Source organism: Streptococcus mitis (assembly GCF_022137125.1).
Taxonomy (GTDB): domain Bacteria; phylum Bacillota; class Bacilli; order Lactobacillales; family Streptococcaceae; genus Streptococcus; species Streptococcus mitis_CE.
In genome coordinates this window covers 61,716-79,527 of the sequence record NZ_JAKNEQ010000003.1, presented here as the reverse complement: position 1 = coordinate 79,527, position 17,812 = coordinate 61,716, and the positions used below count along the sequence as shown (strand labels likewise).

General features: G+C 32.1%; 18 protein-coding genes and 2 pseudogenes. All 20 read right to left on the bottom strand.

Going from position 1 to position 17,812, the window contains the following annotated elements; all coding sequences use genetic code 11:
- Positions 1–4 precede the first annotated feature (4 nt).
- Positions 5–234, bottom strand: a pseudogene (locus L0P31_RS04075) (NAD(P)-binding protein); the annotation flags it as partial.
- On the bottom strand, positions 219–374 hold the full coding sequence (locus L0P31_RS04070) for a CpsB/CapC family capsule biosynthesis tyrosine phosphatase (RefSeq protein WP_390897198.1): 156 nt from the start codon (positions 372–374) through the stop codon (positions 219–221). The pseudogene L0P31_RS04075 and the gene L0P31_RS04070, both read right to left, overlap by 16 nt.
- 78 nt (positions 375–452) lie before the next feature.
- The gene (locus L0P31_RS04065; RefSeq protein WP_238095898.1) at positions 453–1,565 is read right to left on the bottom strand and encodes a glycosyltransferase; all 1,113 of its coding nucleotides are present in this window, start codon (positions 1,563–1,565) and stop codon (positions 453–455) included.
- A 12-nt stretch (positions 1,566–1,577) separates the two neighbouring features.
- Positions 1,578–3,128: a lipopolysaccharide biosynthesis protein gene (locus L0P31_RS04060; protein WP_238095896.1), complete on the bottom strand. Its 1,551-nt coding sequence runs from the start codon at positions 3,126–3,128 to the stop codon at positions 1,578–1,580.
- Entirely contained in the window at positions 3,129–4,091 is a 963-nt protein-coding gene (locus tag L0P31_RS04055; RefSeq protein WP_238095894.1) for a capsular polysaccharide synthesis protein, read from the bottom strand. It lies immediately after the preceding gene.
- Positions 4,092–4,096: 5 nt separating this feature from the next.
- On the bottom strand, positions 4,097–5,092 hold the full coding sequence (locus L0P31_RS04050; protein ID WP_238095892.1) for a glycosyltransferase: 996 nt from the start codon (positions 5,090–5,092) through the stop codon (positions 4,097–4,099).
- 1 nt (position 5,093) lies between these two features.
- Entirely contained in the window at positions 5,094–6,083 is a 990-nt protein-coding gene (locus tag L0P31_RS04045; RefSeq protein WP_238095890.1) for a glycosyltransferase family 2 protein, read from the bottom strand.
- 3 nt (positions 6,084–6,086) lie between these two features.
- Positions 6,087–7,072 (bottom strand): annotated as a pseudogene (locus L0P31_RS09440) (glycosyltransferase family 2 protein).
- Between the two features lie 13 nt (positions 7,073–7,085).
- Positions 7,086–8,045, bottom strand: coding sequence for a glycosyltransferase family 2 protein (locus L0P31_RS04035; RefSeq protein ID WP_238095887.1), 960 nt, complete (start codon positions 8,043–8,045; stop codon positions 7,086–7,088).
- Positions 8,046–8,084: 39 nt separating this feature from the next.
- Positions 8,085–9,107, bottom strand: a complete 1,023-nt coding sequence (locus L0P31_RS04030; RefSeq protein ID WP_238095885.1) for a glycosyltransferase family 2 protein — start codon at positions 9,105–9,107, stop codon at positions 8,085–8,087.
- 25 nt (positions 9,108–9,132) lie between these two features.
- The gene (locus L0P31_RS04025) at positions 9,133–10,113 is read right to left on the bottom strand and encodes a glycosyltransferase family 2 protein (protein WP_238095883.1); all 981 of its coding nucleotides are present in this window, start codon (positions 10,111–10,113) and stop codon (positions 9,133–9,135) included.
- 14 nt (positions 10,114–10,127) lie between these two features.
- Positions 10,128–11,237: a CDP-glycerol glycerophosphotransferase family protein gene (locus L0P31_RS04020; protein ID WP_238095881.1), complete on the bottom strand. Its 1,110-nt coding sequence runs from the start codon at positions 11,235–11,237 to the stop codon at positions 10,128–10,130.
- Positions 11,234–12,313 (bottom strand): glycosyltransferase, encoded by a 1,080-nt coding sequence (locus tag L0P31_RS04015; RefSeq protein WP_238095879.1) that lies wholly within the window; start codon positions 12,311–12,313, stop codon positions 11,234–11,236. Before L0P31_RS04015 ends, L0P31_RS04020 begins: the two co-directional genes overlap by 4 nt.
- Before the next feature lies 1 nt (position 12,314).
- Complete coding sequence (gene tagD, locus L0P31_RS04010) at positions 12,315–12,713, bottom strand: glycerol-3-phosphate cytidylyltransferase (protein WP_238095877.1); 399 nt, start codon at positions 12,711–12,713, stop codon at positions 12,315–12,317.
- A complete protein-coding gene (locus L0P31_RS04005) occupies positions 12,710–13,543 on the bottom strand; it encodes a glycosyltransferase (protein ID WP_238095875.1) in 834 nt (277 codons plus the stop codon). The genes tagD and L0P31_RS04005 overlap by 4 nt, the downstream gene beginning before the upstream one ends.
- 16 nt (positions 13,544–13,559) lie before the next feature.
- Positions 13,560–14,660 (bottom strand): EpsG family protein, encoded by a 1,101-nt coding sequence (locus L0P31_RS04000; protein WP_238095873.1) that lies wholly within the window; start codon positions 14,658–14,660, stop codon positions 13,560–13,562.
- A 30-nt stretch (positions 14,661–14,690) separates the two neighbouring features.
- Entirely contained in the window at positions 14,691–15,344 is a 654-nt protein-coding gene (locus L0P31_RS03995; protein WP_203213488.1) for a CpsD/CapB family tyrosine-protein kinase, read from the bottom strand.
- 1 nt (position 15,345) lies between these two features.
- Positions 15,346–15,894, bottom strand: a complete 549-nt coding sequence (locus L0P31_RS03990; protein WP_238095871.1) for a YveK family protein — start codon at positions 15,892–15,894, stop codon at positions 15,346–15,348.
- A 194-nt stretch (positions 15,895–16,088) separates the two neighbouring features.
- Positions 16,089–16,667 (bottom strand): sugar transferase, encoded by a 579-nt coding sequence (locus L0P31_RS03985; RefSeq protein WP_053090698.1) that lies wholly within the window; start codon positions 16,665–16,667, stop codon positions 16,089–16,091.
- A 152-nt stretch (positions 16,668–16,819) separates the two neighbouring features.
- Entirely contained in the window at positions 16,820–17,590 is a 771-nt protein-coding gene (cps4B, locus tag L0P31_RS03980; RefSeq protein WP_049547166.1) for a capsular polysaccharide biosynthesis protein Cps4B, read from the bottom strand.
- Positions 17,591–17,812 lie beyond the last annotated feature (222 nt).

The window sequence follows — 17,812 nt, the reverse complement described above, 5'->3', positions numbered from 1 at the left end:
AATCATTATTAAACTCAGCAAATTGATTCACATAATCCCAAACTTCTTTATTTGAAGTATGGAAGATATGTGCACCGTATTTGTGAACGTTGATTCCCTAAACATTTTCACAATAGATGTTTCCGCTAATGTGTTCACGTTTATCTATTACTTTTACTTTTTTCCTTGTTTAGTTGCTTCATGTGCAAAAATCGCTCCTGACAATTCAGCACCTACTATTAAATAATCATACATATCATCCTCTCAGATAATTCAAGAGCCTTTGATAGACCGTATTTATTTCTAATTAGTTCAAACGCTTCTCTCATATTGGTTCTTCTTGTTTTCATATTATGCATGTCACTAGCGATAAATTGAACTAAATTTTTGTACAAATACTTTTAAAAAATTTAGGCCTATTGGGTCAACCCCTCAAATAATATATTCCATATAAACAAATGTGTACTAGAATATTATTCCTGTTCAAATAACTTCTCTAACTGTCTAGTAGCAAATTTAATTTCATATCCATGTTCACTAATTTTTTTAAGAACATACTCATTATCTAATATACGTCCATCTCTGATCGACAAAATCTTATCTGCCCAATCTTCAAGAGAATCTTTCAAAGACAGGCTATTATCGTAGTTATCTAGTATTCTTGCATCTGGTAAATGATTTGCTGTTACAACAGGTAATCCATTTGCTTGCGCTTCAATGAGTACAATTGGTAAGCCTTCAAAATTAGATGGGAAGAAGAACACATCTAATAAATTTAGCATTTTTCCGACATTAGTGGTCAAGCCTGTAAAAATGACTTTGTCTTCTACACCATATTCTTTTGCCACATTTTCTAAAAATGCAGTATCACCTCTTCCGATAAATACTAAACGAGAATTTGGTTCTTTTTTGACGATTTCAGAAAAGACCTTCACACAAAAACTTTGATTTTTTTGTTTTTCATATAAGCGAGAAACTTGCCCAATGACCAAACAATTTTCAGGGATCTGATATTTCTTCCGAAGTTGGGCTTGCATTTCTTGATCATATAAAAATTTCTCAACTTCAATGGCATTATGAATCACTAATGCCTTTTTTCGTTCTTGACCATGATAAAAATGGTTCAATGCTTCTGTTCCACAGGCCCAAAAATCTGTCGCATATTTGCCGACAAAAAATCGATTGACTGGATGAACAAAGCGATAAAATTTATCAGCTGTCGCACAATGTCCATGTACTATTCTTTTTTCTATCCCATATTTTTTTGCTAATTTTAAAAATTCTAGATGAGTCAGACCATTTTGGTTAGACCATAAAATATCATATCGATGGGCATTTTTCTTAAAAAAATCATCCCATTCTTTTAATGCTTGCTGGATATGAGGTCTTAACTTGGGGATTCTATGAACGACTAGAGGATTGCGACAAAGCTTTTTAAAATGATCACTAAATTCAACATCTTCAGGACCTTGTAGTAAAAATTCTAGTTCAAATTCAGAGGTATCAATATGGTTATAAAAATCTAGAACAATTTTTTCCAAGCCACCAACATCTGGAACTAAACCACAAACTAATATTCGTTTCATATTTTTACCACCTTATTTTTTCAACTTTAATACTTTTTGAATCATCAAAATGATTTGTCTACCACCTTCATGATTTCTAAATAGGAAAACGTAACTACCTAATACTATCAAATAAAGGACGATTTTGATGATCAAACCGAAAATGAAATCTAGCTGAGTTAAGAGGTAGTTATCCAGCAAACTCAAAAGTAGAAAGCTTATCCCTGCGACAGTGAAATCTTGTAACAATGTTTTAAAAAAATCTTTTGAGGAAGCTTTCAATCCATACTTAAAGGCGCTATAGGGTTCATACCATGTACAGGTCAAGACTGTTGAACAAATCGTACCCAATAAAATTCCAGATACCCCTAAATCTAAAATCACTAAAAAGTAGAGTGAAAGGGAAATATTTAATAAAATCTCGACGATAACTTTTTTATTTTGCTCATAACTTAATCCATAAACTGAAATCAACGTTAGAATCGGTCTTCTATAAAAAGTTAGGAAAAAATGAAGGACGATCAAAATCTCAATCGTATAATTAAATGAAAAACTCTCACCTAACCAGATAGTCATAAATGGATGAATGAACATTAAATAACCTAAGCTAGCAAAATAAATCAGGCTAAAAGTAATAAACTGGAATTTTTTTAGGAATTTAACCATATCTGCTACTGTCGTAGACTCCGAATGGACTAAGTTACCTACGGAAGAAACAACTGAATTGATCACAGTATTTAAAATTAGTGAAAGAAATCCTAAAACATAGGTATAATTCCCGTAAATACCTATAGCTGCTAAGCTGACAAAACTTGCCATTAGAATACTATCTGTTTGAAAAACAATCGTTTCTCCAATACTACCGACTATATTTCCTTTGATATTTCGGATAAATTTTCCTTTTTCCTCCTGATTAATGGGTGTTATCTCATTCTTAAACAAGTAACCATACAATCTATCTACAATCCGCGACATGATGATATTCCCTATAAAATTCATGATGATACTGATCAATAGATAAAAGATATAATTTTTGGTAAAGAATAAAATTCCGATTTGCAAGCATACGCGAAGAGTATTTAATCCAAAGTCAATCAAAGTCATCATATAATTACGCTGATCGACATAAAGCAAGGTTCGTTTATAGGAGAAAAAATAGCTAGAAGCAGAATTAAAAACAAAGAGGAAAAAAATCAAATATACTTCACTGTTTACCGTATAATCCTTTATCATATAAGGAAGAAATAAAGAAAGTATAGCGCCCAGTATAAAAATAGAAAAGCCAATGATTCTATATAATTTTTTGAAGAGAATCATAAAGGCATTGATTTTTCCATGTTCTTCTCTGTCTAAGGGTCCATATAGTGCATAGCTCATGGCTCCAGCAACCCCTAATTCTGCCAAAGACAGAATGGAAACTAAGCTAGACAAATAATTGTTTAATCCTAGATAGGTTACCCCAAGTAAATTGATAAAAATAGTTCGATTGATAAAGCCAAGAAGGACTTGAAAAGGTTGCAATGCCAGAGCAATACTCGTATTTAAGGTGGCAAATTCGGTTCTACTTTTTTTCGTGTATTTCATCTATTCCTTTAATTTTCCTTGTAAAAGTTGATCGAGATAACTTCCTGGAAGGACTTCTTCTTTCTTGATTTTATAAGTCGTTTTCATAATCGGTGTTGTTTTTAATACTTCTTCCCATTCTTTTTCATCAAAAAGATCATGGGCATGGTCTCTTAAAAACCAAACACGCTCAGCTGGTGCTAGAATAGGTAATCTATCCACTAAGTTTTCAAAATAAGGATTGCACTTATATTCGGACAAAATAAAATAATCCATCATCAGGTAATGAATAAAGACTGGATATTTACGAACATAGTAAAGATATAAATCCCGAATATGTTTAAAATAAGGCTTTCCTTTTTTTCCTGCTAGAAAGAAACCTGCCCATTTAAAGTCACCAACAGTTCGTTCCATTTGATTTGTTCCTATAGGTGGATGATTCAGAGTAAAGAAATCACCTTCAAACATTTCTAAAGTTGCATAGGGAGATACAAATAAGGTTGCATCCATCCAAATTCCACCGTATTTGTATAAGAGACTAAAACGAATAATATCGGAATAATGCGCAGCTGATAATTTTTTTTTCTTGTATTTGTCGGTGATGTCTGATGGAATATTGATGAAATCCGCCAGATTTTCATCCGTCAACAAATAGAATTCACAGTCATTTCTTTTAGCGAAGTCTTTTATGGTCTTCGTTGAAGTCTGGACAGTCTCAGGCATTTGCGCTTCTCCTTGTTGCCACATTGTCCAAATTATTTTCGGAAATTCTGTTACTACTTCTTCTTTTTCATCCATCAAATCATCTATTTGAGCTTCTTTACGTAATTTCAATACAAAATCAAAAAGAATCTTTTTACGAAAATCATAGTACTTTGTCTCAGACTGTTGCGCAAGATAATAAGCTAGAGTTGGTTTGAGACCATAATATTTTATAATCGTATGATATCGAATGATTTTTTCTTGTAAGGTTTGGAATTTCATAAACTCTAAAATTTCCTTTCACATTTTTCTAAAGCTTTTTTTAGAAAATATCCGTTACGAAGTTTCTCTCCTGCTATTTTACTATTTTTAATCAGCTCTTGAAAATCTTCTTCATCAATCGTGTTTAAACAATCTGCAATTTCAAATAATGAATCAACAATGATTCCACATTGATTTTTTCGTACAAAATCAGCCAGAGCAGATTGGCTCCATACAATAATCGGAAAACCAGATGCTAAATATAGAGAAGCTTTATGCGGGTTATTCATCTTTAAATACTCTCCATACATCCCACTACAAGTATGGGGGCTATCTCCATCCCATACTAACCCAAAACCGCCATGTAAGCGATTAGGTAGTTCATCAGGAGAAAAAGCACCTTGATAATGAACGTTGTGAGGAAGATTCTCCTCTTCAAAGTTAATACCATAAATAGAAAAATCTGGTTTTTCAGGTAATTGTCTTGCGTATTTTGTTTTCCGAACGTCAAAATTTCCAGCTAACAAAATAGTTTCTTTTTCATAAGCTTTCTTCTCTTTATAATGTGGAATTAAATAATCAAATATCTCTAAGGAAACAATTTTCTCTTCCGGTATTCCTAATCGTACAAGTTCTGCTTTCATCTTTTCATTATGAGCGATAATACCGTCGACTTTTTCAAGGACTGTTTTATTTTGTAAATAATGGATAATAGAGTGCTTGAAATCTGTAAATGACTTGATATTTTTATTTCTCAGGGACTCGATATCGTGAATGAGCAAATAAGCTTTAAATGTTCTATTTTTCAAAAATCTCGTCAAAATTTGTTTTTTTAAGGAATGCCATAATAACGGAAATTGAAGAACTAACACATCATTTTTTGTCAAAGTGATGGGATTTGAATCATTATTTAGGGAAAAAGGTTGATATCCTGCTTCTAACATTATTTTTTCAGCATCTAATCTTGCCTTAGATCCTGCATGTTTGGCTTCTGCGTAAAATTCTTTTAAGTAATAATTCATACTACTTCAACCCTCTCCAAAATCTTTTTACAATATATTTTTCGAATCTCCATTGAATGGCTCCAACAACTCTTGAAATAAAGACAATCTTTTTAGGGAATAATCGATATGCTCGCATTAATAATGATTGACTTGAACTTTTAGCGTAACGATTCAGATACTCGACATATTTTTCTTGATAGGGATTTCCCTCAAATATGCGATAGTCGACAACGTGCATCAAAACTAAATGGAATAAGCGACGCTGTACATATGGGAGTAAGTCAGCATTTCCTTCATATAGTTGTTCCACTTTATCACAAATAGTAAACAAATCCAAATTTTTCAAATTAAATTCACGATTCATAATACTACCAGAACGCACGCGATAATAATATCCTGTATAATCAATTTTCACTATTTTATGGATATGTTTTAAGATTCCCATTCCTCCGTACACATCTTCATAAAATAGACCTTCTAAAAATGGAAAATTGAGAATCACTTCTCTTCTAAACAGTTTAGCGACTGCATTCAAACGGACAATATTATCTTCACATAAAGAGACTAAAGCTTCTTTAGCATTTCCTTGAAAAATAATTTTGACATTCTCGGGAGAAGGGATTTCTATTTCTTTTTTATCATTTGTATACCAACATTCTACGATGTCCATTTCTTCTGAAGTCATGTGCTTTAATAATTGCTCCAACATATCGTCTTTAAGAACATCATCGCTGTCTACAAAAGTGATAAATTCGCCTTTAGATTCAGTCATACCACGATTACGAGCGCCACTTAATCCTTTATTTGCTTGATTGATTAAGCGAAAGCGAGGATCTTGTTTACAATATCTCTCGCAAATTTCTTGTGAATGATCCGTAGAACCATCGTTAACAAGTATTACTTCAATATTGCTATAAGTTTGACATTGAATACTATCTAAACATTCTTCCAGATACTCTTCAACATTGAAAACTGGCACAATGACACTTATCAATTTATCGTACTCCAAAATCTATTCTCCTTTGAAAATGAGCTCTTTCAAATAATTCAACCATCTCCAGGTTCTATTTACAATTGGAAACGTATAGCGTAAATAGAATTTAGGTGCTAGTCGATATAGTTTAACCATTTTACTAGTTCTTGCTACTTCTGGAGATTTTTCAACAAGTTTTATGTATTCTCTTAATTTTTCTTCATATAACTTTTGGTAGGGATTATTCTTTTCTATAAAATCTTTATGATGGGTCGTTACAATTTGAACTAAAAACTTTCCGATATAAGGGATTAATTTTTCATCTAAAGCAAACAAATCCACTAGTTTATCACAACAAGTAAACAAATCTAGATTTTTCTCAGAAAATCGTCTTCTCATGGTACTGTTTGAATGTTCTCGATAATAGTATCCTACATAATCAAGTCTTACCATTTTCGGATAAACTTCAATATTCCTACTCCATGATAAATATCTTCATAAATAACTCCCGTTAAAAATGGAAAATCTTCCACTAAATGTCTTCGATATAATTTACAGACCGGAGAATAAGACAAACCGTAATTACAACACTTTATAACGACTTCTTCTGAATTTCCCTCAAATACGATTTGAGGATTTTCTAGTTCTTTTAATGTATCAAAAACAGTTCTAGTAACTCTGTACTCACATTCAATCAAATCAATTTCTTCAGTCATGTAAGCATACAAATTCTCCAGATATTTTGCAGAAACCACATCATCGCTGTCCACAAAAGTGATCAATTCACCTGTAGAAGCAGCAACTCCATTGTTACGCGCAACACTTTGCCCTTGATTTTCTTGATTGATTAAGTGAAAACGAGGATCTTGCTGACAATATCTTTCACAAATTGCTTGTGAATTATCAGTAGAACCATCGTTAACTAGAATGACTTCTATATTACTATACGTTTGATTTTTGATACTCTCTAAACATTCTTCCAGATACTCTTCAACATTATAAACAGGTACAATGACACTAATCATAAATAGGCTCCTATTAAATTTTCCATTTTTTTCGAATGTCTAAATATCTTAAATATAAAGGATAAAATACACTTAAAAAATATTTTGGTGAGTAACTATACCATCTTAATAATTTACTAGATTTAAAAATATCTGATGATTTCTTAGCTATTTCGGCATATTTATGAATCTCATCAACATATAACTGATAATATGGATGTCCAACTCTTATGTTATACTTTTTAAAATGTCCAATACCGACTAAAAATAACATATTCCCTACATAAGGTAACCAATTATCTTCTCTAAAGTTCTCTAATAATTTTTCTCCAACTTTAAAAATATCAAGATTCTTTTCTGAATATGTCTGATTCATCGTACTAGAAGTATGATATCGATAATAATAACCAATATAGTCAATTTTTCTCATTTTATGAATATATTTTAAAGAGACGATTCCAGTATAAAAATCTTCATAAATTAAATTTTCTAAAAACGGAACTTTCTCCACTATTTTACGGCGATAGAGTTTTGCGACAGGGCTCCAACTTACTCCATGATTAAAACATTCATATAACGCTTCAATTGAATCCAATTCTTTAACATCAATTACTTTTTTTTCTAAATTTAAATATTGAATATCTTCGGTTCTATTACATTCTACAATATCAATTCCATCAGACATATACTTCTTTAATTGTGTCAACAAATCAAACTTTACTATATCGTCACTATCAATAAAAACGATGAATTCTCCTGTAGACTCAGCAACGCCTCTATTTCTTGCAATACTCTGTCCTTGGTTTTCCTGATTTATTAAGCGAAAACGAGAATCTTTCCTACAATATTCCTCACAAATTTCTTTTGAGTAATCAGTAGATCCATCATTGACTAAAATAACTTCAAAATCTGTGAAAGTTTGCTGCCTTATACTCTCTATACATTCTTCCAAGTATTCTTCCACATTATAAACGGGGACGATAATGCTAATCATTTTTATTCTGACATCTCCTTTAAAATTTAGTGTATTCCCCTATATATTCAGGCAATCAATTTTTCCTATATGTAATTTATCATTTAGATGATTCATTACTTTTTTAGTAGATATCCAAATCTTTTGTATACTTGTATAAATGGGATGAGTAATCGTTGTATAATATTTTGGAGCAAGTAAGTACAGTCGCAATAAACGATATTTCTGGACAACTTCCTTGGATTGCTTTGCTATAAAAGCAGCGTTTCGAATAAAATCTTCATATAAATCGACATATGGATTCTTCTTATTTATCCCATCTTTTAAATAGTGTCCATGACCTATATAAAACATAAAATATCCAATATAAGGAAGCATATCTTCATCATCTTTAAAGGAATCTATTAACTGATTTCCCACTTTAAGAATATCTAAATCTTTTTCATTAAAGGATTTCGTCATAGTACTATTGGGACGAACGCGATAGTAATAACCGATATAATCAACAACTACTATTTTTCGCATATGTTTTAAATAATTGATTCCAGTAAAAACATCTTCGTAAATATAACCTTCTAAAAATGGAACTTTTTCAACAATTTCTCTTCTATATAACTTCGTAAAAGCACAAAATTTCACATCTTCAGACACAATACAATTAAGAATTGCTTCTTTAGCGTTTCCTTCGAATACAATTGTAGAAGTTCTATTAAGAAAGAACTCTTCTTTATTAATAGAACTTCTACATTCTACGATATCTACATCCGTCTTCATGTAAGGAAGTAATACTTCTAATACGCTTGTATTAATCACATCATCGCTATCCACAAACATAATATATTCTCCAATGGATTCTTTCACACCGCGATTTCTAGCGACACTTTGTCCTTGATTTTCTTGATTGATTAATTTAAAGCGATTATCTTTCTCACAATATCGTTCACATATTTGCCTTGAACTATCAATTGAGCCATCATTGACTAGTATCACTTCAATATCAGTGAAAGTTTGATGCCTTATACTTTCTAGGCATTCTTCCAGATATTCTTCCACGTTATAAACTGGAACGATTACGCTAATCATAAAATAATTACCTTCTCATTTATTGTTATTTATCTAGCTTTACTTCTTTAATACCATTTTTCCATTTCCAAATTGCGTAATAGATTGGAAATACAATTGAATTATAATATTTTGGGCAAATATTATAGAGCTTAATCAAACGTGACGCTCTAGCCAAGTCTGGATTTTTCTTGGTGATAGTTACATAGTCGGCCAATTTCTGATTATAGACTTCTGCATATGGATTTCCTTTACGGATATAACCTTGATAATGCATAGTTGCTATATCCACTAAGAAGCTACCAATATAAGGAAGAAGTTCTTCACTATCAGAATACAACTCTATTAACTTGTCACAAACTACGAATACGTCTAAATTTTTTTCAGTAAATGTTCGATGCATAGTACTCGACTGATGTTGACGGTAATAATATCCTACATAATCAATTTTCACAATCTTTCGGATATATTTAAGCATCCCAATACCGCTATAAATATCTTCAAAAATAAACCCTTCTAAATAAGGAACAGCTTCAACGATTGATCTTCTATAGAGTTTTGTAACTGGGTTCACACTTAGAACATGGTTTGGAAAGATTTTTACTGCTTCTTGAGAATTTCCCTCAAAAAGGATTTTTGTATCTTGAGACTTTTCTGCCAAGAATTCCTTTTTATGTACGGTGAATTGACTTTCTACAATATCTACGTCTTCACCCATATGTTGCATTAAGGTTTCTAAATAATTCGCTAGGATAATGTCGTCACTATCCACGAAAGCAATGAACTCGCCTGTCGAAGCTGTTACTCCATTATTTCGTGCAACACTTTGTCCTTGGTTGGTTTGATTCATTAATCGGAAACGCTTATCTGTTTGGCAATAACGCTCACAAATAGCTTGTGAACCATCTGTTGAACCATCATTGACTAAAATGACTTCAAGATCTGTGTAGGTTTGATTTTGAATGCTGTCTAAACACTCTTCCAGATAAGTTTCTACATTATAAACGGGTACGATTACACTAATCATTCTTTATCCTAACCTTATTTCTTTAATCCAATTTCATCCAAAAGGGTCTTTGTAAAATCTTTTTGAATGGCATTAACCTTGTTATTAACTTTTTTTCGTTCGTCAATATAAGGATCTTCAGATTTCATGACACTCGCTAGAAATTCTAATAAATCATGCGAATCACGAATGACACTCCCCACCATAAGACTCTTGATATCTTCAAATACAAAACCACGTTTTTCTTTGTATTCCTCATAATCATTAATGGTAAATGCAACTGGCCTATTTAATAAATAATAATCTAAAAATACTGATGAATAATCAGTAATTAATGCACTTGTTGTTCCCAAAAAGGTATATAAAGTCTCATACTGCTCACTAATAATCTCTTCTGTTAATAGATGAATGGTCGAATAATTCATTTCGAATTGTAACTGAGATTCCTCAAGAGGGTGAAGTTTAATATAAAGTTGATACCCATAGTTTGAGAGTAGTTCTTCAATGTTTTGAAAATCCTCTTCTTCTAAAGAAAATATCAATGCTGCTTGGCTGTCATGATAATTTTTAGAATTACGATAAGTTGGCATCCAAATGATCTTCTTCTCTTTTTTCTCTTTAAAGAGCTCATCATTCCGAATATTACCAACAAGAAGCATCTGCTCATCTTTAGCATTAAAAGCAGCTTTCATGATTGGAGTAAATAATTCTGAAGAGGAGACTAATTTTGTAAAGAAATTATAGTCAATTTTTTCCATTCCAACTTCAAGATTCCCAATTTTTTTCAAGGGCATTCCATGCCACAAGTTGACAACCATCTGGCTTGGAGCAGGTTTTATAGGATACTTGCCAAATGAATAGAAAAAATATTTAGATGTTAAAAAATAAAAGAAACCTCGATAAATAGAAACATACTTTACATCATTTTCTTTGTCTAAATGATAAAAATCATTAGAAGCACAAACGATTTCATATGCTTCTTGGTAGCTATTATCCACTAAATGGTGATAGAGTGTTCTAAGATTATCTCTAAATCCCCAGTTAGAATACAGAACAATTCTATTCCTTTTCTTGGGAATAATTTTATTTATCTTATAAGTAAAATTACTTACTTTAAAAAGTAAGGGTTTTAAATAGTTGATCATTCTCTTTTTAAACCTTGCTTATAAATTTCTTTTAAATTTTGAACATTTTCTTCAATATCAAACTGCTTTAGGTGTTCATTTAGCTGTCGTTGTTTCTTCTTGATAGGCGCCTTTTTTATGTAGTTTTCCCATTTAGCCTTATCTAGAGGCATGGCTGTGCAGAGTTCACTAACGATCTGAGTTGTTGGATCAATTGTTTCATTCATGAGAATATCGACTCCAGAACACTGAGCCTCTACAAGCACGATTGGGAAACCTTCATACAAAGAAGGAAAGGCAAAGATATCAAAGGCTGAATAAAATTTATGAACATCTTCTCTTTTTCCTGTGAAGATGATATTCTTCAATTCCTTACTTTTTCCTTCTAGAATTGAACGATCTGGTCCTTCACCAACAAAGAAAAAAGTGATGTTAGGCAATTCTTTAGCAATATCAATCAAAAAACTCTGGTTTTTGAAGGGATTTAAAATACCAATCATCCCAACTACTTTTTGATGTTCAGCTATATGAAACTCTTTGCGAATTTCTTCTCGAAAAGTTTGTGAAAACCGATACTTGTTGATGTCAATTGCATTTGGGAGGATTTGAAATGATTTCTTTCCAAATATCTTAAGTCCAGCTAATTGGCCACAAGAGATACGATGGGTCGCATTTTTCAAAGCTAAAAAAACCAAAAATCGATTGCGAATACTTTTTGACCAAGTGTCTGAAAATTGACTACTATGATTGTGGTAAATCCTAACTGGAACACCATTTTTTCGAGCATAGTAATTATGGATAAAAGCGGTTATAGGATTATGGACATGGAGAATGTCAATTTTATTACTTTTATAAAATTGACGACACTCTCTCGCATAGGCAAATAATTTAGAAATCTTTAGGGCAGGAAATACAATGCGTTTGATTTCTTTTTCATCTAGGTATTGATTAAATGGGAAATGAGCCTCTCCATTTGACTCTCCAACCATATATTCAAACTCTTGATCATCAGTTGGAATATGATTTTTGATAAAACTTTGTACGCCGCTCATGGTATTCCTTACACTACCTGTTACATGTATGACTTGATATTTCATCCTAGTTCCCTTGATTCAAATCATTCTTTATCTTAGAGGTTGAAATTTCTTTTGTTCGTGGTAGGTAAACAACCTCTATCCCCATATCACTTAAATAATCAAATTTGCCCTGCCAATCATCTCCAATGACAAACACATCAGCATGATACTTTTCGATGTCTGAGATTTTTTGATCCCAATTTTCTTCTGGTATAACAAGATCCACATATCTGATAGCCTCTAATAGCGATTTTCTTTCTTCGTAATCAAAATAACATTCTTTATTTTTTTCTAGTCTATTAAATTCATTGGTGGATAATCCTACAATCAGATAATCTCCTAAGGCTTTTGCCCTTTTTAAGAGATTAATATGACCGTAATGCAATAAATCAAATGTTCCGTATGTAATGACTCTCTTCATATCTTCCTAATCACCTCTACATCTTCTCTCATTTTTTTCTGATAGACCCATTTCCTAACTGAATTCGGAAGAATTCGAACCGCATTACGAAGGAAAATATTTCTAAGAAATTCTACTAGACTAATGTCTCTTCTACGATAAAAATCTAATTGGAGCATAAAGTCCGTCTTTACATACAAGAAACCGCCTCTACGCAGATAGCTAGAATCGTTAGTCTGCATGACAACCAAAGGTTCCTGAATATTCAAAAAATCCTTAGTTGGATTATCGTGTAACAATCTCATTGTGAGGTCATAATCCTCTAGATAGCGGAACTTACGATAATTACCAGCCTTCAAGATATATTTTTTTTTCATCATACTCGATGGATTATTAAAGGGATTTCTCATTTTCGAATATTGACGAATTTCGGCTGTAGTTTCTGGTACTTTCTTTAAGGCGGTAAACTCTGTATTTTTCTCTAGGATATTGGAACCAACCATGATGAGGTTGGGATTTTTTTCAAAGGCTGCTAATTGCTTCTCAAACCTTGTTTCTAGAGAATAGTCATCACTGTCCATTCTTGCAATGAATTCTGTTTGGCATTGATTAACTCCAAAGAGAGAGGCTGGTCCTGAGCCTAAGTTTTCAGGTAAATGAAAAACCTTTAAAATTGGAACCTCTCTCTGTAACTTTTGGATTTCTCTATCTAACTCTTCTGTCAATTCGCCATCACAAACTAAAATGATTTCTGTCGGTTTAAGGGTCTGCTGATAAGAACTTAGTAAACTTTTCCTTAAATTTGTAGGAGTCTCTTTTTTATAGACTGTCGTTAAAACTGAAAATTTCATTTTATAACTCCTAAACCTAATTTCCAAATAACCAATCGACAATAACTGAACGGTAGGGAACGACATGGTACCAGTCAGCTTTAAAATAAACAATGACTAGAAAGATTGCAGCATAAACCAATATCACCAAATAAAATAAAATCCACTGAACTTTTTTTTCACCTATTTTAGATAAAATCATAGGGATATATAGGCAAATAAAGGGGGTAAAATAGTGTGCGAATCTGCCAAAAAGACTTGTTTGCAAAGTTGACGCAGTAAATAAAAAGGAGATAAAGAACAAAGTTCTTATAAATTCTTCTTCAGTCGATAACTTCTGTTTTCTAATCACTAATTCACCAAAGACCAGAACGATACCATACCAAATTGTTAAAAATACAGGTGCCCATTTATTGCTTTCCAAAAACCATGATGATTCCAGATAGGAAGTATACTGAGGGAAGAAAGAAATAAAGATAGTTGCAATTTGTTTGATAAAAGGTAAGATGATTAGAAATGCAAGGAACACAAATTGGTATATTCTTTTATTTAAAACGATTTTTTTAAGGGGGAAAAACAAGAGGCAGACGATACCAGATGTATGAAATAAGGGAGTTAGTAAGATAAATACCCATGCTAAAATCTTCTTGTTTTTTACTACGTAGTGAAACCCTAAAAAACTTAAAGCGATCGCTAGACCTTGCCTGATATTTGATAAAGAATAAAAAAAGAGTCCTAACGAGCTGAAGTAAATCAGTAAACTCATGTAAACATTTTTAGAATGCTTATAAAGCACAAGAAACCAGGCAACTAAAGTTATAAAGGCATAAGAAAATAATAAAAATGGATAGTGCTCACTAAAGTTTCTTAGAAAAATATTACTTACTAAATAACCAAGTTCAAATCGAGAACGAAATAGATTTGATAAATCCGGAAGTTGTAAATGATTCGATTCAAAAATATGGATATAAGTTCCTAAGTCTCCTCCGACGCTAGAAGTACGAAAACCCGCAATGATTAAAAAAAAGAAAAAAGTCGGAAGAACAAGGAAACCTAATTCTTTTGCTTTATCCTCATATTTCAATGAGAAAAAGGCAAGAAAAGAGACATAGACGAACATTAAAAGATAGATTGTCATTTTTTCTCTCCTGCCTTTCAAATAGTTAGTTTAATAATAGTAATAATAGGTGTCTTTATGTGAATCCATTTTATTCATTATCACACCAAGTAGTCTAGCTCCAACATGGTCTAATCTTCTTTTTGCTTCTATTATTTGTCGTCGTTTTGATTTTTTGATATCTACTACCAGAAGGGTAGCATCCGAAATACTGGCTAAAACTTGGGCATCAGTTGCTGCTAGCAAGGGAGGTGTATCGATAATGACATAGTCATAAAAATCTTCAAATGCTTTAAGTGTTTCATCCATCGAAGAACTAGCTAACATCTCAGAAGGATTAGGCGGAACAGGTCCTGAAGTCAGTACATCTAAATTCACATCATTTATCGTTAGATGATTAATGGAATCTACACCAGATCTTTTTAATAAGAAGGTGCTGAGACCCTCGGTATTACTTACCTCTGTTAATTTATGTTGGGTTGGTTTACGCATATCTGCGTCTATGATAATCACTTTTTTCCCTTGTTGAGCCAATGAGGCAGCAAGATTGATACTGACTTCACTCTTTCCTTCGTTAGGATTGGCACTTGTAACGACAATAATTTTAATATTTTTTCCAAATTCTGAGAACTGAAGATTACTCCTTAAAGTTCTAAAGGACTCAGCTACGATGGATTTACTGTTATGAATAACTTCGATATGCATGTCACTCACCTCTTCTCTTTCTCTCTATAGTCGGAATCATCCCGAGAACAGGTGTTCCCACTAACTCTTCCAAGTCTTCGTAAGAATCAATCGAATCACTCAATACATATTTGAGGAAAATAACATTAAATCCTACAAAAGAAAATACTAGAATAGATACAAGAAGATTCTTCCATAGAACGGGATAAACTGGAGAATCACTTCCCAGTGCTTCTGTAACAACTGACAAGTTGTCGCGCCCTAATCTATCTGCTGTAAATTTCTTGTACTGAGACACATACTCTTTAATATAACGTTCTGCTAAGTTTCGATCTAGCGCTCGTACTGTTACTGTTACCAACTGAGATCCTGAGTCATTCGTTAATTTAACAGACTTGATTTTTGAAATTTCATCTGGTGATAAGCTTAATGCTTTATTGGTCTCATCTTTTACAGGGGGAAGATCTGCTATTTCTAAATAAGTTTTAGCTTGTCTTTGAAAGAGGTTTATCGCTTCAATCGTTTGTGTATCATTATTCTGGCCATTTGTTTGAGTTGATGCATTCTTCATTATCAGCTTAGAGGAGACGCTGTATATAGGAGAAATGATAAACACGGTATATAGACCAACTGCTGTCGTCCCTATTATAGTAAATAGAAGTAAAAATAGTAGTTTACTTTTTATCAAAGAAAAAACTCTATTAACATTTTTATTAAAAATATTCATCTTTTATTTTTGTCCTTTGCTTATCTTCCCTATCTGAATTATCTAAATCCATGTCCATTAAAAATAACTTTGGCTGTTTTTAGTAAAATGAGGAAATCTAATTTAATACTTTCATGTTTGATATAGTATATATCATATCCTAATTTTTCTTTAGGAGTCAAATCATAACCACCATTCACTTGAGCCCATCCTGTAATTCCTGGACGAACAGCTAATCGCTTATTAAAATCAGGGATATATTTTAAAAATTCGTTAACAAACTCCGGTCTTTCTGGTCGAGGCCCGATAATTGACATTTCCCCTTTAATAATATTGATAATTTGTGGAAATTCATCAATTCTGGTTCTTCGTATAAACCGTCCAACTTTGGTAATTCGTTTATCATTTTTACTTGCCCATTGATGACCATTTTTCTCTGCATCCAAATACATGGAACGGAGTTTATACATCATAAATTTTCGTCCATTCAATCCAACTCGTTCTTGTATGTAAATGGGATTGCCACTTGATTCTATAACAATAAAAATACAAGCAATGAGACAAATGGGGATTATTAAAATTAATAAAAATATAGAAATAAGAAGTTCTACCGTTCTCTTGGCTCTTCTATAAATCATCATCTTCCTCCTGAACAATACACATATATTAGTGTGTATCTATTTGCATATATATATATATATTAACCAAGGTTAAAATAGAGGATTATTATAAATATATATATTCGTTATGTATAAATTGGATTTTAATATACCATAAAATGAGAGAAATCTCAAACTAAAACTGGAGAAATCAAATAATAATTGTTTTTTTTAGTATTTTTGTTCGATATTATCAACTTAGGATTTACTAAAAATAATTCTTCTGCTCTTTCCCTTCCATACTGATGACTAATCGTGTCAAATGCTTGCTCCATATATGGCGGTCTTGAGCTTAAATTATGCATATCGCTAGCCACACAGTGAACTAGATTATGGGCAAGAAAATATTGAGCTCTTTTTTTGAATACGCGATACTTATCACCAAATATTTTGGGCTTAAGAACACTAGAACTATTTATTTGAGTATAACATCCCATATCTATCAGCTCTTTAACTCTTTTTTCATTTTTTTCTAGTTCAGCATAGCGTTCAATATGGGCAATGACAGGTCTAATACCTAACAATAAAACTTTACTTACTGCATTACGGATTTCCCAATAGGGGGTGGTCGGGCTGAATTCGATTAAAGCATATTGTGTATCATTCAGAGTAGGAATTTGTTTACGTTCCAGCTTTTCAAGAATATCTTGGGTGTAGAAGATTTCTGCTCCATATAAAAGAGTTAAGTCAGGCAGTTCTTTCTTAGCAAGTGATTGAACCTCTTTAAAGTTGGTCATAATTGTATCTTCTGGAGTTTCAAACATATGTTTTCTACGATGTGAAGTGGATACAATCGTACAAACTCCCTGCGAGAAAGCTTCTTTCAGAAGAGCTAGGCTTTCTTCAATTGTGCTTGGTCCATCATCTACACCAAAAATAATGTGAGAGTGGATATCAATCATGTAATATTTCCTTATATAATATAGTTTTAGTTACTGTAATAAATAACTTTACATTGATATATGTATTTCGAACAACTTATAAATATTGGTTTATACAGTTTTTTCCTAATGTAATTATACTACGAAACCTTAAATTAAGCTAGTCATAATTTAAACTCTCATAAGATTTTAAAAGTTATCTAGCATAATAAAAAATATATGCATAAGTAAATTCTTTTTTCT

What these genes read in the sequence shown, in the direction of transcription:
- L0P31_RS04065 (WP_238095898.1), bottom strand. Translation starts at nt 1,565, where the DNA reads ATGAAACGAATATTAGTTTGTGGTTTAGTTCCAGATGTTGGTGGCTTG.
- L0P31_RS04060 (WP_238095896.1), bottom strand. Translation starts at nt 3,128, where the DNA reads ATGAAATACACGAAAAAAAGTAGAACCGAATTTGCCACCTTAAATACG.
- L0P31_RS04055 (WP_238095894.1), bottom strand. Translation starts at nt 4,091, where the DNA reads ATGAAATTCCAAACCTTACAAGAAAAAATCATTCGATATCATACGATT.
- L0P31_RS04050 (WP_238095892.1), bottom strand. Translation starts at nt 5,092, where the DNA reads ATGAATTATTACTTAAAAGAATTTTACGCAGAAGCCAAACATGCAGGA.
- L0P31_RS04035 (WP_238095887.1), bottom strand. Translation starts at nt 8,045, where the DNA reads ATGATTAGCATTATCGTCCCCGTTTATAATGTGGAAGAATACTTGGAA.
- L0P31_RS04030 (WP_238095885.1), bottom strand. Translation starts at nt 9,107, where the DNA reads ATGATTAGCGTAATCGTTCCAGTTTATAACGTGGAAGAATATCTGGAA.
- L0P31_RS04025 (WP_238095883.1), bottom strand. Translation starts at nt 10,113, where the DNA reads ATGATTAGTGTAATCGTACCCGTTTATAATGTAGAAACTTATCTGGAA.
- L0P31_RS04020 (WP_238095881.1), bottom strand. Translation starts at nt 11,237, where the DNA reads ATGATCAACTATTTAAAACCCTTACTTTTTAAAGTAAGTAATTTTACT.
- L0P31_RS04015 (WP_238095879.1), bottom strand. Translation starts at nt 12,313, where the DNA reads ATGAAATATCAAGTCATACATGTAACAGGTAGTGTAAGGAATACCATG.
- tagD (WP_238095877.1), bottom strand. Translation starts at nt 12,713, where the DNA reads ATGAAGAGAGTCATTACATACGGAACATTTGATTTATTGCATTACGGT.
- L0P31_RS04005 (WP_238095875.1), bottom strand. Translation starts at nt 13,543, where the DNA reads ATGAAATTTTCAGTTTTAACGACAGTCTATAAAAAAGAGACTCCTACA.
- L0P31_RS04000 (WP_238095873.1), bottom strand. Translation starts at nt 14,660, where the DNA reads ATGACAATCTATCTTTTAATGTTCGTCTATGTCTCTTTTCTTGCCTTT.
- L0P31_RS03995 (WP_203213488.1), bottom strand. Translation starts at nt 15,344, where the DNA reads ATGCATATCGAAGTTATTCATAACAGTAAATCCATCGTAGCTGAGTCC.
- L0P31_RS03990 (WP_238095871.1), bottom strand. Translation starts at nt 15,894, where the DNA reads ATGAAGAATGCATCAACTCAAACAAATGGCCAGAATAATGATACACAA.
- L0P31_RS03985 (WP_053090698.1), bottom strand. Translation starts at nt 16,667, where the DNA reads ATGATTTATAGAAGAGCCAAGAGAACGGTAGAACTTCTTATTTCTATA.
- cps4B (WP_049547166.1), bottom strand. Translation starts at nt 17,590, where the DNA reads ATGATTGATATCCACTCTCACATTATTTTTGGTGTAGATGATGGACCA.